This is a genomic window from Roseateles sp., assembly GCF_965262435.1.
In the GTDB taxonomy this organism is placed as follows: Bacteria; Pseudomonadota; Gammaproteobacteria; order Burkholderiales; family Burkholderiaceae_C; genus Paucibacter_A.
On sequence record NZ_OZ253537.1, the window covers coordinates 5,649,414 to 5,664,498 of the forward strand.

The window sequence follows — 15,085 nt, forward strand, 5'->3', positions numbered from 1 at the left end:
CGCTGGGCCTGAGCGCACGCCTGCGCGTCTCACTCAACGGTCTGTTTGTCTTGTTTCAGGAGTGCACACATGCACGCAATCGTCCTGGGCGCCGGAGTCACCGGCGTCACCACCGCCTGGTATCTGCGCCAATCGGGTTTTGAAGTCACCGTGATCGACCGCCAGCCCGCGGCCGGCCTGGAAACCAGCTATGCCAACGGCGGCCAGATTTCCGTCTCGCATGCCGAGCCCTGGGCCAACCCAGGCGCGCCGCTCAAGGTCTTGAAATGGCTGATGAAGGAGGACGCGCCCCTGCTCTTCCGCCTGCGCGCTGACCCGGCCCAGTGGCGCTGGGGTCTGCAGTTCCTGCGCGAATGCACACCGGGCCGCACCGCCCATAACATCCGCAACATCGTCAACCTCGGCCTCTACAGCCGCGAGCAGCTGCAGCGCCTGCGCGCCGCCACCGGCATCGCCTACGACCAGCGCCAGCAAGGCATCCTGCACTTCTACACCAGCGAGCAGGAGTACGCCGCTGCGCAGGAGCCGGCCCGCATCATGCGCGAGCAAGGCTGCGAACTGGACATGAAAACGCCCGAGGAATGCGTGGCCATCGAGCCGGCGCTGGCGCAATGCCGCGCGCAGATCGTCGGCGGCAGCATGACGCCCAGCGACGAGTCGGGTGACGCCCATCGCTTCACCCAGGCACTGGCCGCCCTGGCCGCGCAGGCCGGGGTGAAGTTCCGCTACCAGACCCGGGTGCTGGGCTTCGAGCGCGAGGGCCAGGATCTGGCGCGGGTGATCGTGGCCGATGCGAACGGCGAAATCGAGCGCCTGGGCGCCGACCGCTTTGTGCTCTGCCTCGGCTCCTTCAGCCGCGGCCTGGCGCGCGAGCTGGGCGTGTCGCTCAACATCTACCCGGCCAAGGGCTACTCGATGACGCTGCCGGTGATCTCGCCCGCACACAGCTACCAGGTCTCGCTGACCGACGACGAGTACAAGCTGGTGTTCTCGCGCCTGGGCGATCGCCTGCGCGTGGCCGGCACGGCCGAGCTCAATGGCTACGACAGCACGCTCAATCTGCGCCGCTGCGAGGCCTTGCTGCGGCGCACGCGCGAGCTGTTCCCGCAGATGGTGTCGCCCGAAGGCCAGCCCAGCGGCGCCCAGTACTGGACCGGCCTGCGCCCCGCCACGCCCTCCAACCTGCCCTACATCGGCGCCAGCCGCGTTGGCCGCCTCTTCCTCAACACCGGCCACGGCACCTTGGGCTGGACGCACAGCTGCGGCTCGGCCGCGGCCCTGGCGGACCTGATCTGCGGCCGCCGGCCCGAGCTGGACTACGCCTTCTGCGGGCCTGAGGTCGATTCCTGGGCCGGCCGGGCGCAAGCCGCCACTTGAGCGAACCGGCCCAGGCCCGCCGGCGCGGGCCTTGTAAGCCGGCCGGCCTTCCTCTACCCTGAGGCCAGAGCCGAGCGGACACTTCCGCAGCGTCAGAGCCCGGCACAGCGCACGCATCCATCACCGCGCCCCCCCACAAACGCCGGGGCGCCGGAGAGTCAAGGAGACTGCCATGAGCCAGAGCCCGAACGGCGACGCCAGCCGCGCCCCATCCTCCACCGGCGCGCCCCTGTCGCCTGCGGTCGCTACCTTGCGCAGCCTGGCCCTGGTCGGCCCCGCGGCGGCGGGCAAGACCAGCTTGCTGGAGGCCTTGCTGCTGCAGGCCGGCGCCATCGCCCAAGCCGGCACGGTGGAGCGCGGCAACACCGTCAGCGATTTCGATCCGCTGGAGCGCCGCCTCCAACATTCCCTGCACAGCAGCGTGGTGCACCTGGAGCATGGCGGCGTGCGCATCCATGCGATCGACACGCCCGGGGCGGCCGATTTCATCGGCCAGTCCCTGCCGGCGCTGGAGGCGGTGGACACGGCGGTGCTGGTGCTCAACGCGCAAAGTGGCCTGGAGCCCATGGCCAGCAAGATGATGGAGACCGCCGCCCAGCGCGGGCTGCGCCGGCTGATCGTGATCAACAAGATCGATCTGGCCGAGCTCGACCTGCCGGACCTGCTGGCGCAGATCCGCACAGTGTTCGGGCGTGAATGCCTGCCGCTGAACCTGCCGGCCGAAGGCGGGCGGCGCGTGCTGGACTGTTTCTACAACATCATCGGCCAGGCCGATTTTTCCTCGGTGGGCCAGGCGCACCAGGCTTTGGTCGAGCAGGTGGTGGAGGTGGATGCCGCGTTTGTGGATCGTTATCTCAGCGAAGGCGATGTCGACCCGCGCGAGCTTCACGTGCCGCTGGAGCAGGCCTTGCGTGAGGGGCACCTGATCCCGGTCTGCTTCACCTCGGCGCGCAGCGGCGCCGGCGTGGCCGAGTTGCTTGATGTGATCGAGCGCCTGCTGCCCAACCCGGCCGAGGGCAACCCGCCCCTGTTCCTGCGCGGCGAGGGCCCCGAGGCCCTGCCCCTGCAAGCCCTGCCCGAGCCCAGCGCCCATGTGCTGGCCCATGTGTTCAAGATCATCTCCGACCCCTACCTCGGCAAGATGGGCGTGATGCGCGTGCACCAGGGCACGCTGCGCCGCCACAGCCAGCTCTTCATCGGCTCGGCGCGCAAGCCTTTCCGCGTCGGCCACCTCTTCCTGCTGCAGGGTGGCCGGCATGTCGAGGTGGAGCAGGCCCTGCCGGGTGAGCTCTGCGCCATCGCCAAGGTCGACGACCTGCACTACGACGTCGTGCTGCACGACGCGCCCGAGGATGCCCACATCCATCTGCGCCCGCTGGACTTCCCCGTGCCCGTGCATGGCCTGGCCATCCGCCCGGTGCGCCATGGAGACGAGCAAAAGCTCTGGGAACAGCTGAGCCGCCTGGTCGAAGAGGACCCCTGCCTGCGCCTGGACCAGGCCGGCCAAACGCAGGAGACCGTGATCTACGGCCTGGGTGAGCTGCACCTGCGCCTGCTGCTGGAGCGCCTGCGTGAAAGCTACAAGTTCGAGCTGCACACCCAGCCGCCCCGCGTGGCCTACCGCGAGACCATCTCGGCCGCGGCCGAAGGGCACTACCGCCACAAGAAGCAGAGCGGCGGCGCCGGCCAGTTCGGCGAGGTCTATCTGCGCGTGGAGCCGCTGGCGCGCGGCGCTGGCTTTGAGTTCGTCGACGCGGTCAAGGGCGGCACCATCCCGGGGCAGTTCATGCCGGCCGTGGAGAAAGGCGTGCGCTCGGCCCTGGACACCGGCGTCGTGGCCGGCTACCCGCTGGTGGACCTGCGCGTGACGGTGTTCGACGGCAAGCACCATTCGGTGGACAGCAAGGAGGTGGCCTTTGTCACCGCCGGCCGGCGCGCCCTGATCGCCGCAGTCCAGGAAGCGCGGCCTCTGGTGCTGGAACCCATGGTGCATCTGGAAGTCAATGCCCCGGAAGCCGCGATCGGTGACATCACCGGCGATCTCGCCGCCCGGCGCGGCCAGGTCAACGGCACCGACAGCCCCTTGCCCGGCCGCAGCATCGTGCGCGGCCTGGCACCGCTGGCCGAGCTGAGCCAGTACCAGAGCCGGCTCAACGCCCTGAGCAGCGGCCAGGGGCGCTACAGCGTGCAGCTCTCGCACTATGAAGCGGTGCCGCCCCACACCCAGAGCCAATTGATCGCTGCCTATCAGGCGCAGGAAGAAGACTGAGGCCTCAAGTGGCCGAAAGGCATCGACTCTTTATCAAGAGGTAAAAAAAGCTGCGGCAAATGCCGCGCGGGCAAGCGCAGCAGACTGCCCGCCTCAGAGAGTCGGATGAACGAGGCTTTATCATAGAGGGATGTCATCCGCCCCCCGGGACGTCGCCCAGATCCGCTTGGACAACGCGATGCGCCTGTTCGAAGAATTCGTCGCCGCCTCCATCAAGCACCCCGACCCAGCCACCTTGCGCGGCCTGGAGCGGCGCTTTGCTGAGCGCTTGCAGATCCAGCCCAGCTATTGGAGCCAGATCAAGAGCCGCTCGCGCCAGATCGGCGAGCGTCTGGCGCGCCAGTTCGAGCAGTTGTTCCACAAACCCGCCGGCTGGATGGACCAAAACCACGCCTTTGGCGCGCCTGAGCCGGCCGCCGCGGAACGTGACGCCACGCCCAGCGTGCCGCAAGACGACGACGAGCGCTTCATCGTTGGCTTGGTTTTGACCTATTACCGGCGTCACCCGCAGCGCGCCCGCACGCGTTTGCTGGACTTGCTCGGCGAAGTCCTGACCCCGCCCCAGGAAGCGACAGCGGCTGGCAAGCAGGCCGCCACCGGCCCTGGCAAGGCAGCACCGCTGCCGGTACTGCCGCCGGCGCCTGCCGTTCGCCCCCAAGCCGCGGGCGGCGGTGCCGCCGAGCTTGACGAATGGCGACGCCTGCAGCAAGGCATTGCCCCCTTGAAACCGAAAAAGTCCCGGTGATGCGACGCCGACACGGTCTGCGCACAATTCTTTATCTCTTTTGATAAAAAGTATATGCACTTGATAAACGTTCGTTTATCATTTGCTCAAGCGGCCGGCGCAAGCCAGCCGTGAAGTCCCTCCTCCCCACGTCTTTACCGGGAGCTGCCCGCCCTCGCTAGCGCCGGAGTCTGGCTTCGCACATCGTTCGCGATGCGCCTTGTCCGCCCTGCTGCCCTGCGTTGCGCCGGCTCAGTGCCCAACGCGACTCGGTACCACCGAGCCGCATCGGAAATCAAGCGTTCAGGCGCCTTGCGTCGGCTGTTCTTCAGCCGCAGCAGGCCCGGCCGCTGCATGGAGTTCGGGCCGCCTGCCGCCTTCGCAGCAGCGCCTGCCCCAAGACGGTTTCGTTCATCGGACTGCTCAGAGTCGAGCTGCCGCATGGCCGGAACTGATTCATCAACACAAGGCGCGCCAACAGCACGCCACGGAGTCCGCGATATGACCCAGTTCACCTCACCCCGTCCGCTGAATCTGCGCCTGCTGAAGCCTCGAAATCCCATCGTGGCCCATGCCCGACTGCGCCAGGCCGGCCAGCATGGTTTGCAAGGCCAAACCACGCGCCAACGCCAGGCCGGAAAGCGCGAGACACGACAAGAAATTCTGCAGATCGGCAGACCCGACCGCAGCCCATGAAATGAAGGCCCAGAGGGGCCGCAGTGGAGACCCATCATGCATTTGCGAGAACTGACCGGCCCGGATCGCTCGGCCGAAGAATTCGAGATCACCCATCAAGCTTGGCGCTGGCGAGCCGCCCGCATCTTGCTCAGCGCCAGTGCTGGGCTGACCCATTTGGCCGTGCTGCTGAACCAGGTGCGCCGCGTCAGCCGCCGCCGGCCCGAACTGGAGTTCTATGCCGAAGCCGGTGCCCCTGAGGGCGCCCTTTTCGCCGACGGTCAGCGGGTCGGCACTCTTCCGGGAGTGAGTCGTCTTTAGCGACGCTCAACTGCCCCGATGCCACTTGCGCGGTATGCATTGATCGCAGCGAGGCGAATGTCCGCAAGGGCTGTGCGCAAAAGTGCACAGCCCTTGCATCAGGACCCCGCCCTGTGGCGGCAACTGGCTTCAAGATGGAACACCGGCCGCCGATATACGATGCAGGCACATCGTCCGAGCACTCCATGTCCGCGCCCTCCTTCCAGCCATCGCTGCACACCGCCCCGCCCGATTTGGCAGCTTGGGTCGCCCTGTTCCGGGATGCCGAGATTCCGGTGCTGGCCGAGACGGCCGACGCCCTGGAACTGCTACGCGCCAACGAGGATGCCGTCGACGCCAACAGCCTCGGCGAAATGATTGCCACCGACCCCCTGATGACACTGAAAGTGCTGGCCTACGCTGCGGCGCATCGATCCAGCCGGCTGTTGACGGATGCCGAGACGGTGACCGCTGCCCTGGTGCTGATGGGAATCACACCGTTTTTCCGCGAGTTTGGCCCGCAACCGACGGTTGAGGACAAGCTGGCTGCCACGCCCTACGCGCTGGATGGCCTCCAGCGTGTGCTCCGCCGCGCCGATCGAGCCGCTCGCTTTGCCCTGGGTTTCGCCGTTCATCGCCTGGACCCGGACGCAGCCGTCATCCACAGCGCGGCCTTGCTGCACGACTTTGCTGAAATGCTGCTGTGGATCCATGCGCCGGAACTGGCTGCCCACATCCGCCAACGCCAACAAGCTGACCGCCACTTGCGCAGTGTGGCGGCGCAACGCGATGTGCTTCACATCGAGTTGGCTGACCTTGAACAAGCGCTGATGCAGGCCTGGCGCCTGCCCGAGCTGCTGCGCCACATCACCAACGACAAACGCGCCAATGACCCGCAGGTTCAGTGCGTGAAGTTGGCGGTTCGACTGGCACGGCACACCGCCGATGGCTGGGATGATGAAGCCGTGCCGGATGACCTGAGCGAAATCGCAAGCTTGCTCAATTTGAGCCTCGAAGCGACCTTGAAACTGCTCCATGAGTTCGACTGATTCGCAAAGCAAACCGGCTGGCCCCTCACAGGACTTCTGGCAAGCACGCTTCACCAGCGGCCAAACTCCTTGGGACCGCGGTGGCGTCCATCCACAGTTGCTGGCTTGGCTGCAAGCTGGCATGTTCACTTCGGACCTGCAAGTGCTGATCCCAGGTTGTGGCCGAGGTCATGAGCTGAAGGCGTTGGGGCAAGCCGGAATTGCGGCGCACGGCCTGGACTACGCGCCGGCGGCTGTCGCCCTGGCTCGGGCGCAGCTGGCCGATTTGCCGGGAACGGTCGAGCTGGCCGATGTCCTGAACTGGCAGTCCAACAATCCCGTGGACCGGGTGTACGAACAAACCTGCCTGTGCGCGCTGCACCCAGACCACTGGCTTCGCTACGCAGACCAACTCCATGCTTGGCTCAAGCCCGGCGGCTTGCTGCTGGCCTTGTTCATGCAAGCTCGTCGCGACAGCGCGGCGGAGGGGTTCGTCGAAGGGCCGCCGTATCACGGCGACATTCAAGCCATGCGCGCGCTCTTTCCAGCCTCGCGCTGGAACTGGCCAGCACCGCCCTACCCAAGTACGGCCCATGGCCAGGGCTGGGCCGAGCTGGCCGTGGTACTGCAGCGCCGCTGACCGGCTGGCATTTGGGGCCGCAACGGCCACTTCAGACCGGCACGGCCGTGGTGTTCTTGACGCGGTCCAACACAAAGCTAGTTTTGCAGTCCTGAACGCTCGGGTGCTTGAGCAAGGTTTCGGTGATGAAGCGGGCGTAGTGGGCCATGTCTTGCACTACAACGCGCAACAAATAGTCCATGTCCCCAGTCAAGGCGGCACATTCGACCACTTCCGGCCAAGCCTGAACCGCGGCGCGGAACAAGTCCATAGGGTTGCGCTTGTGGCTTTCGGTGTGCTTTTCCAGCCGCACATTGATATAGGCCGTCAGCCCCAAGCCGACTCTTTCCGGCGGGACCAGGGCGACATACGCCGATATCGCGCCCGATTCTTCCAGCCGCCGGACCCGGCGCAGCACCGCTGAAGCGGACAAATTGACCTGCGCCGCCAGCGCGTCGTAAGTGACGCGCCCGTCAACTTGCAACGCCCTCAAAATGCGTCGATCTATCGTGTCGAGCTGGATCTCATTTTCCATCTTGGAGTTCTCCGCAGAATTGCTGCGTGCCTCGCAGCGGCGACGCGAGTTTTAGCATGAATCCTGCGCCTACTCCAGCCTACAGTCTTGACCCATCGTAAGACTTTTCAGAAAGAGACAAGATGGCCTTCACTCCATGGGACAACCCGATGGGAACCAACGGTTTCGAGTTCATCGAATTCGCGGCCCCGGAACCCGCAGCCTTGGGTAAGTTGTTTGAAACCATGGGCTTCACGGCCGTGGCCAAACACCGGCACAAAGACGTGACCCTCTATCGCCAGGGTGGCGTGAACTTCATCATCAATGCCGAAGTCGACGCCTTCGCCCAGCGCTTTGCCCGCCTGCACGGCCCGTCGATTTGCGCGATCGCCTTCCGCGTGGACAACGCGGCCCACGCCTACAAGCGGGCCTTGGAACTCGGCGCTTGGGGCTTTGACAACAAGGCCGGCCCGATGGAGCTGAACATTCCAGCCATCAAGGGAATCGGCGATTCGCTGATCTACTTCGTTGACCGCTGGCAAGGCAAGGGCGGCGCTGAAGCCGGTGCCATTGGCAATATCAGCATCTATGACGTCGACTTCGTGCCGCTACTGGACGCAGACGGCAAACCCGTTCCGGCGAATCCGGTGGGCCATGGCCTGACCTACATCGACCACCTGACACACAACGTCTTCCGCGGCCGCATGAAGGAATGGGCCGACTTCTATGAGCGCTTCTTCAACTTCCGCGAAGTGCGCTATTTCGACATCGAAGGCAAGCTGACGGGCCTGAAGTCCAAGGCCATGACCAGCCCCTGCGGCCACATCCGCATCCCGATCAACGAAAGCAGCGACGACAAGAGCCAGATCGCCGAATACCTCGACATCTATCACGGCGAGGGCATCCAGCACGTGGCGATGGGCACGGACGATGTGTATTCGACGGTGGAGCGCATGCGCACCGCCGGTGTCGACTTCCAAGACACCATCAACACCTACTTCGACCTGATTGACAAACGCCTACCCGGCCACGGGGAAAACGTCGAAGAGCTGCGCCGCCTGCGCATCCTGATCGATGGCGCCGCCCACCTGGACGCACCGAACGAACTGCTGCTTCAGATCTTCACCAAGGAAGTGATCGGGCCCATCTTCTTTGAAATCATTCAGCGCAAAGGCAATGAAGGCTTCGGTGAAGGGAACTTCAAGGCACTGTTTGAAAGCATCGAGCTGGATCAGATCCGCCGTGGCGTCCTCAAGGAAGAAGGCTGATCCGGCCTGACAGAACGAGTGTTTCCGTCTGCCCCGGATGCAGCCACATGGCTCACCCGAGGACTTCAGCCCCGAGACGCATACCGCGCCACTCGGGGCTTTTTCATTTCAGTCCGCAGGCGCGGCAGCAGCTTCGGGGGACAACTGAAGCAACTGCCAGACATCTTCTTGAATTCGCGGATGAAACACCAGGCCGAGGTGACCCGTGGACTCAATTTCGATTGCGCGGGCGCCAGGCAGGCGGGCCGTTTCTACCGGACACACGATTTGATCGCAACGCGAATAGTAGCAGTCCAGCTCAGCGGCGAGCGCTGGCGAGTCCTGAGCAGCCAAGTCATCCAACCAGGGGCTGCCACGGCGCATTTCCTGCCCGTTGCGTCCACGCCCGAAGCGCGCCAACAGTGTGCCAGCATGCGGCGTGCCCAGCGTCAGGATCCGCGCCAAACGACCTGCGCGCCCATGCTTGCGATACCAAGCACGAAGCGCCAGCCCACCCATGCTGTGAGCGACCACGACCGGCGGATTGCCCGGATAGCGCTGTTCCAGGTCCCGAATCGCCGCCTCGATGCTTTCGGAATACTCATCGATCGAGCCAAAAGCTGGCTCCAAGGTCAGGGCCCGCACAGGTACGCCTTGTTCGCTCAAGCCACGTAGCCACGAATTCCAAAGCCCGCGATTGCAGGTGTAGCCATGCAGAAACACAACCGGGCGAAACCGCTTGGCGGCCTGTGGGCTGGTATCCGGCCAATGCTGACAGGCAAAGGGCTGCTGCCATGCGAAAACCAAGTCCAAGGACACGATTTCTTGCCCCCAAGCACGTAGCAAAGCGGGCCAGGACGGCGCCTCCCGGTGATTCACCCAGCGCAAAGCGGCAAAGGACACCAACATGAAAGGCGCATGGGCCCAAAACACAAGTGCCGACAGGCCAAACACTGGCCCCCATCCATAGGATCGCCAGGCCACAGCCATCAGCCCCAGGGTCACCACCAGTCGCAAGAACAATTGCCAGCGTTGCAGTTTCGCATTCATGGCGCCAGTGTAGGCCGGCGAGAATGTTGGACCATTGACGCAGGACCCGCTCACGCCCCATGCAGAACACACCCGCCGAAAGCATTCATGCCCACCTGCATGAGGTGGAACGGCTGCGACATCATCGAATTGCCCAAGCAGGCTTGGTCCGAGCAAGCGAACAAATCAAGCACTTCCAGCAAGAGCGATTCCGGCGAAGCTATGCTGATCTGCTCGAGCATCCGCGTTACACCGGCGCGGCCCACTTTTTCTTGAACCACCTCTACGGCCCAGGAGATTTCAGCCGCCGCGATGCACAGTTCGCGCGGGTGGTGCCTGTCGTGGTGCGCCTGTTTCCCAGCGATGTGGTCGGCACCGTCGCCAAACTGGCCCACCTGCACGCCTTGTCCGAAGGATTGGACACACGGATGGGAGAGCAGCTGCGTCATACGACTACGGAAGTCTTGACCGCACAGTCCTATTTGCAGGCCTGGCAGGCCGTTGGCCATGCCGAACTGCGCAGCCAGCAGATCGAACTCACGATTGCCATCGGCGCCGAACTTGACCGCCTAACCCGCAAACCCTTGCTGCGCCAGGCATTGCGCATGATGCGCGGACCGGCCGCTGCAGCCGGACTTGACGAGCTTCAGACATTTCTTGAGACGGGTTTCGACACATTCCGCGCCATGAAAGGGGCCAAAGACTTTCTGGCTACGGTAGAAGCTCGAGAGCAAGAACTAGCAACCGCATTGTTTTCCGCCAATGTCCGCCCCAGTAACGCGGCCGAGCGAAAACACTTGGCAGAGGTACAACAGCATTTCCCGAGCTAAGCCCACCCAACCGGCCCCGGGTCTATCGCGCCGCGCAATTTTGAACCCGCAAAGCAAAACGCCCCCGATTCTTTCGAACCGGGGGCGTTGCCTAAATATTAGCCTGACGATGACCTACTTTCACACGGGAACCCGCACTATCATCGGCGCTGAGGCATTTCACTGTCCTGTTCGGGATGGGAAGGAGTGGGACCGCCTCGCTATGGTCATCAGGCTTAACTGGTTGGCTTCTTGTTGATTTTTAAATCAACAACAAACCCAATTTGTAGAGTTGCGCAGTATACCCGAGTATCTCGGGTATTGCACTTCGAATCAGCTTTGATTTTGATTGCGTTCACACGTTCAATTGAATGAACAGACTTCTGAAGAACAACATAACTTGCATTGACGACTCAATAGTCCTTGTCCGGCTCAGTGATCGACTCGCGTCGCTCACGAACTGTCAAAGTTATAGGGTCAAGCCTCACGGGCAATTAGTACTGGTTAGCTTAACGCATTACTGCGCTTCCACACCCAGCCTATCAACGTCCTGGTCTCGAACGACCCTTCAGGGGGCTCTAGGCCCCGGCAAGACTCATCTTGAGACGAGTTTCCCGCTTAGATGCTTTCAGCGGTTATCTCTTCCGCACTTAGCTACTCGGCGATGCCACTGGCGTGACAACCGATACACCAGAGGTGCGTCCACTCCGGTCCTCTCGTACTAGGAGCAGGCTCTCTCAATCTTGCAGCGCCCACGGAAGATAGGGACCAAACTGTCTCACGACGTTTTAAACCCAGCTCACGTACCTCTTTAAATGGCGAACAGCCATACCCTTGGGACCGGCTACAGCCCCAGGATGAGATGAGCCGACATCGAGGTGCCAAACACCGCCGTCGATATGAACTCTTGGGCGGTATCAGCCTGTTATCCCCAGAGTACCTTTTATCCGTTGAGCGATGGCCCTTCCATACAGAACCACCGGATCACTTTGTCCTACTTTCGTACCTGCTCGACTTGTCAGTCTCGCAGTCAAGCACGCTTATGCCAATGCACTATCAACACGATTTCCGACCGTATTTAGCGTACCTTCGAACTCCTCCGTTACACTTTGGGAGGAGACCGCCCCAGTCAAACTGCCCACCATACACTGTCCCCAATCCCGATAAGGGACCAAGGTTAGAACCTCAAACACACCAGGGTGGTATTTCAACGTTGGCTCCATGAGAACTAGCGTCCTCACTTCAAAGCCTCCCACCTATCCTACACAGATCTGTTCAAAGTCCAATGTAAAGCTACAGTAAAGGTTCATGGGGTCTTTCCGTCTTTCCGCGGGGAGATTGCATCATCACAAACATTTCAACTTCGCTGAGTCTCTGGAGGAGACAGTGTGGCCATCATTACTCCATTCGTGCAGGTCGGAACTTACCCGACAAGGAATTTCGCTACCTTAGGACCGTTATAGTTACGGCCGCCGTTTACTGGGACTTCAGTCAAGAGCTTGCACCCCATCATTTAATCTTCCAGCACCGGGCAGGAGTCACACCCTATACGTCGACTTTCGTCTTTGCAGAGTGCTGTGTTTTTAATAAACAGTTGCAGCCACCGATTCTCTGCGGCCCCATTCTGCTCACCAAGTCAATGGATCACATACTAGAGGCACACCTTCTTCCGAAGTTACGGTGTCAATTTGCCGAGTTCCTTCTCCAGAGTTCTCTCAAGCGCCTTAGAATACTCATCTCGCGCACCAGTGTCGGTTTGCGGTACGGTCGTCAATAGCTGAAGCTTAGTGGCTTTTCCTGGAAGCAGGGTATCACTCACTTCGTCTGCAAGCAGACTCGTTATCACGCCTCATCTAATTCCCCCGGATTTGCCTAAGGGATACGACTACACGCTTGAACCAACTATTCCAACAGTTGGCTGAGCTAACCTTCTCCGTCCCCACATCGCACTATTGATCGGTACAGGAATATTTACCTGTTTCCCATCAGCTACGCATCTCTGCCTCGCCTTAGGGGCCGACTCACCCTACGCCGATGAACGTTGCGTAGGAAACCTTGCGCTTTCGGCGAGGGGGCTTTTCACCCCCTTTAACGCTACTCATGTCAGCATTCGCACTTCTGATACCTCCAGCAGGCTTCACAACCCACCTTCACAGGCTTACAGAACGCTCTCCTACCACGTGCAATAAATTGCACATCCGCAGCTTCGGTAACTGGCTTAGCCCCGTTACATCTTCCGCGCAGGACGACTCGATCAGTGAGCTATTACGCTTTCTTTAAATGATGGCTGCTTCTAAGCCAACATCCTGACTGTTTTAGCCTTCCCACTTCGTTTCCCACTTAGCCAATTTTGGGGACCTTAGCTGGCGGTCTGGGTTGTTTCCCTCTTGAGTCCGGACGTTAGCACCCGGTGCTCTGTCTCCCAAGCTGTACTCATCGGTATTCGGAGTTTGCAATGGTTTGGTAAGTCGCCATGACCCCCTAGCCATAACAGTGCTCTACCCCCGATGGTAATACTTGAGGCACTACCTAAATAGTTTTCGGAGAGAACCAGCTATTTCCAAGTTTGTTTAGCCTTTCACCCCTATCCACAGCTCATCCGCTAATTTTGCAACATTAGTCGGTTCGGACCTCCAGCACCTGTTACGGTACCTTCATCCTGGCCATGGATAGATCACTTGGTTTCGGGTCTACACCCAGCGACTAATTCGCCCTATTCGGACTCGATTTCTCTACGGCTTCCCTATTCGGTTAACCTCGCCACTGAATGTAAGTCGCTGACCCATTATACAAAAGGTACGCAGTCACCCTTGCGGGCTCCTACTTTTTGTATGCATACGGTTTCAGGATCTATTTCACTCCCCTCCCGGGGTTCTTTTCGCCTTTCCCTCACGGTACTAGTTCACTATCGGTCGATTACGAGTATTTAGCCTTGGAGGATGGTCCCCCCATATTCAGACAGGATTTCTCGTGTCCCGCCCTACTTGTCTTACGCTTAGTTCCACACCGCAGCATTTCTCATACGGGGCTATCACCCGCTATGGCCGGACTTTCCATTCCGTTCTGATATACACGATGCTAAAACGTAAAGGCTACTCCAATTTCGCTCGCCGCTACTTTCGGAATCTCGGTTGATGTCTTTTCCTCGAGCTACTGAGATGTTTCAGTTCACCCGGTTCGCCACAATGACCTATGTATTCAGTCAGAGTTACCCCTCGCGGGGTGGGTTTCCCCATTCAGAAATCTCCGGATCAAAGCTAATTTGCCAGCTCCCCGAAGCTTATCGCAGGCTATCACGTCTTTCGTCGCCTGTAATCGCCTAGGCATCCACCATATGCACTTAGTCACTTGACCCTATAACTTTGACAGCGCTGACGGCACTGTCGGTCAAGAACTCGTACAGACCCCATTCATGAGTCCATACGTTTATTGAGTATTTACGCGTTACGCCGTTCTTCATACCTAAACAATTTCTTGCTCAGTTGAAGTCTTGTGTTTGACGCAATCAAAATGTTGCCGACGGCACGGTGTCTAGCCCCTCAAATCCGAAGATTCGCGAAGAAACTAAACTTTCCGTCGACAACGCTGATTCGACTCTACAAATTGTTAAAGAACAACAGCCAATAAAGGCTGGCAAACCACAACATCCAACCTGGACGCTTTGGTTTGCCAACTCTTGAATGAATAGTCTTGGTGGAGGATAACGGGTTCGAACCGTTGACCCCCTGCTTGCAAAGCAGGTGCTCTCCCAACTGAGCTAATCCCCCTCAAACCGCGCCATGCGTCGTTGCTCAACACTTCACATAGCGCTGCTATGCATCAGTGTCTCGCGCCTTGCCTGGCACGCTTTGTGTACGGTGGTGGGTCTGGCTGGATTCGAACCAGCGACCCCCGCCTTATCAAGACGGTGCTCTAACCAACTGAGCTACAGACCCACGCGTTCATCACTCGTGGCCTGCGGATCTGAGGCTTACCTGCTTTTCCAGCTATGAGGCTAGCTCCACAGGCTCACTTCTTCTATTCATTCACTGTTGTGATACAGCCGATAAGTGTGGGCGCTTCAATCTGAGTGCATGTGGATCTCGCTCATGACTTGTTGCATGCAACAAACCACTGCTCGACCATTTTCTAGAAAGGAGGTGATCCAGCCGCACCTTCCGATACGGCTACCTTGTTACGACTTCACCCCAGTCACGAACCCTGCCGTGGTAATCGCCCCCCTTGCGGTTAGGCTAACTACTTCTGGCAGAACCCGCTCCCATGGTGTGACGGGCGGTGTGTACAAGACCCGGGAACGTATTCACCGCGGCAAGCTGATCCGCGATTACTAGCGATTCCGACTTCACGCAGTCGAGTTGCAGACTACGATCCGGACTACGACCGGTTTTCTGGGATTAGCTCCCCCTCGCGGGTTGGCAGCCCTCTGTACCGGCCATTGTATGACGTGTGTAGCCCTACCCATAAGGGCCATGATGACCTGACGTCATCCCCACC

Annotated in this window: 11 protein-coding genes, 2 tRNA genes and 3 rRNA genes; 9 read left to right on the forward strand and 7 right to left on the reverse strand. The window is 60.7% G+C overall.

Annotation, left to right across the window (positions count from 1 at the left end):
* The first annotated feature begins 69 nt into the window (after positions 1-69).
* The 7 genes from ACQY39_RS24280 to ACQY39_RS24310 all read left to right on the forward strand — a co-directional run bounded on the left by ACQY39_RS24280 (position 70) and on the right by ACQY39_RS24310 (position 7,013).
* Entirely contained in the window at positions 70-1,377 is a 1,308-nt protein-coding gene (locus tag ACQY39_RS24280; RefSeq protein ID WP_428510658.1) for a D-amino acid dehydrogenase, read from the forward strand.
* 172 nt (positions 1,378-1,549) lie between these two features.
* Positions 1,550-3,646: an elongation factor G gene (gene fusA, locus ACQY39_RS24285; protein WP_428510660.1), complete on the forward strand. Its 2,097-nt coding sequence runs from the start codon at positions 1,550-1,552 to the stop codon at positions 3,644-3,646.
* Positions 3,647-3,776: 130 nt separating this feature from the next.
* Positions 3,777-4,391 carry a hypothetical protein gene (locus tag ACQY39_RS24290; protein WP_428510662.1) on the forward strand — a complete coding sequence of 205 codons (615 nt, stop codon included), beginning with the start codon at positions 3,777-3,779 and terminating at the stop codon, positions 4,389-4,391.
* Positions 4,392-4,871: 480 nt separating this feature from the next.
* Positions 4,872-5,066 carry a hypothetical protein gene (locus ACQY39_RS24295; protein ID WP_263520994.1) on the forward strand — a complete coding sequence of 65 codons (195 nt, stop codon included), beginning with the start codon at positions 4,872-4,874 and terminating at the stop codon, positions 5,064-5,066.
* 36 nt (positions 5,067-5,102) lie between these two features.
* Entirely contained in the window at positions 5,103-5,366 is a 264-nt protein-coding gene (locus ACQY39_RS24300) for a hypothetical protein (RefSeq protein ID WP_263520995.1), read from the forward strand.
* A 185-nt stretch (positions 5,367-5,551) separates the two neighbouring features.
* Complete coding sequence (locus ACQY39_RS24305) at positions 5,552-6,394, forward strand: HDOD domain-containing protein (protein WP_428510665.1); 843 nt, start codon at positions 5,552-5,554, stop codon at positions 6,392-6,394.
* A complete protein-coding gene (locus ACQY39_RS24310) occupies positions 6,381-7,013 on the forward strand; it encodes a methyltransferase domain-containing protein (protein ID WP_428510667.1) in 633 nt (210 codons plus the stop codon). The genes ACQY39_RS24305 and ACQY39_RS24310 overlap by 14 nt, the downstream gene beginning before the upstream one ends.
* 31 nt (positions 7,014-7,044) lie before the next feature.
* Here ACQY39_RS24310 and ACQY39_RS24315 read toward each other — a convergent pair whose 3' ends face one another.
* Entirely contained in the window at positions 7,045-7,527 is a 483-nt protein-coding gene (locus tag ACQY39_RS24315) for an Lrp/AsnC family transcriptional regulator (protein ID WP_263521001.1), read from the reverse strand.
* Positions 7,528-7,649: 122 nt separating this feature from the next.
* Here ACQY39_RS24315 and hppD point away from each other — a divergent pair, with 122 nt between their 5' ends.
* Complete coding sequence (hppD, locus tag ACQY39_RS24320) at positions 7,650-8,774, forward strand: 4-hydroxyphenylpyruvate dioxygenase (RefSeq protein WP_428510669.1); 1,125 nt, start codon at positions 7,650-7,652, stop codon at positions 8,772-8,774.
* 108 nt (positions 8,775-8,882) lie between these two features.
* Here hppD and ACQY39_RS24325 read toward each other — a convergent pair whose 3' ends face one another.
* On the reverse strand, positions 8,883-9,803 hold the full coding sequence (locus ACQY39_RS24325; RefSeq protein WP_428510671.1) for an esterase/lipase family protein: 921 nt from the start codon (positions 9,801-9,803) through the stop codon (positions 8,883-8,885).
* A 59-nt stretch (positions 9,804-9,862) separates the two neighbouring features.
* Between ACQY39_RS24325 and ACQY39_RS24330 the strand changes: the two genes are divergently transcribed.
* Positions 9,863-10,612, forward strand: a complete 750-nt coding sequence (locus tag ACQY39_RS24330) for an FFLEELY motif protein (RefSeq protein ID WP_428510673.1) — start codon at positions 9,863-9,865, stop codon at positions 10,610-10,612.
* A 101-nt stretch (positions 10,613-10,713) separates the two neighbouring features.
* On the opposite strand, the gene rrf is transcribed toward ACQY39_RS24330, so the two are convergent.
* The 5 genes from rrf to ACQY39_RS24355 form a co-directional block, all read right to left on the reverse strand.
* Positions 10,714-10,826, reverse strand: a 5S ribosomal RNA gene (gene rrf, locus ACQY39_RS24335).
* A gap of 238 nt (positions 10,827-11,064) precedes the next feature.
* Positions 11,065-13,945 (reverse strand): 23S ribosomal RNA (locus ACQY39_RS24340).
* 337 nt (positions 13,946-14,282) lie between these two features.
* Positions 14,283-14,358, reverse strand: a tRNA-Ala gene (locus ACQY39_RS24345).
* A 91-nt stretch (positions 14,359-14,449) separates the two neighbouring features.
* Positions 14,450-14,526, reverse strand: a tRNA-Ile gene (locus ACQY39_RS24350).
* 197 nt (positions 14,527-14,723) lie between these two features.
* A 16S ribosomal RNA gene (locus tag ACQY39_RS24355) occupies positions 14,724-15,085 on the reverse strand; the annotation flags it as partial.

Bases quoted from the DNA above. Each gene is read 5' to 3' on its own strand.
- ACQY39_RS24325 (WP_428510671.1), bottom strand. From the start codon at position 9,803: ATGAATGCGAAACTGCAACGCTGGCAATTGTTCTTGCGACTGGTGGTG.
- ACQY39_RS24295 (WP_263520994.1), top strand. From the start codon at position 4,872: ATGACCCAGTTCACCTCACCCCGTCCGCTGAATCTGCGCCTGCTGAAG.
- ACQY39_RS24310 (WP_428510667.1), top strand. From the start codon at position 6,381: ATGAGTTCGACTGATTCGCAAAGCAAACCGGCTGGCCCCTCACAGGAC.
- ACQY39_RS24330 (WP_428510673.1), top strand. From the start codon at position 9,863: ATGCAGAACACACCCGCCGAAAGCATTCATGCCCACCTGCATGAGGTG.
- ACQY39_RS24290 (WP_428510662.1), top strand. From the start codon at position 3,777: ATGTCATCCGCCCCCCGGGACGTCGCCCAGATCCGCTTGGACAACGCG.
- ACQY39_RS24305 (WP_428510665.1), top strand. From the start codon at position 5,552: ATGTCCGCGCCCTCCTTCCAGCCATCGCTGCACACCGCCCCGCCCGAT.
- hppD (WP_428510669.1), top strand. From the start codon at position 7,650: ATGGCCTTCACTCCATGGGACAACCCGATGGGAACCAACGGTTTCGAG.
- ACQY39_RS24280 (WP_428510658.1), top strand. From the start codon at position 70: ATGCACGCAATCGTCCTGGGCGCCGGAGTCACCGGCGTCACCACCGCC.
- fusA (WP_428510660.1), top strand. From the start codon at position 1,550: ATGAGCCAGAGCCCGAACGGCGACGCCAGCCGCGCCCCATCCTCCACC.
- ACQY39_RS24315 (WP_263521001.1), bottom strand. From the start codon at position 7,527: ATGGAAAATGAGATCCAGCTCGACACGATAGATCGACGCATTTTGAGG.
- ACQY39_RS24300 (WP_263520995.1), top strand. From the start codon at position 5,103: ATGCATTTGCGAGAACTGACCGGCCCGGATCGCTCGGCCGAAGAATTC.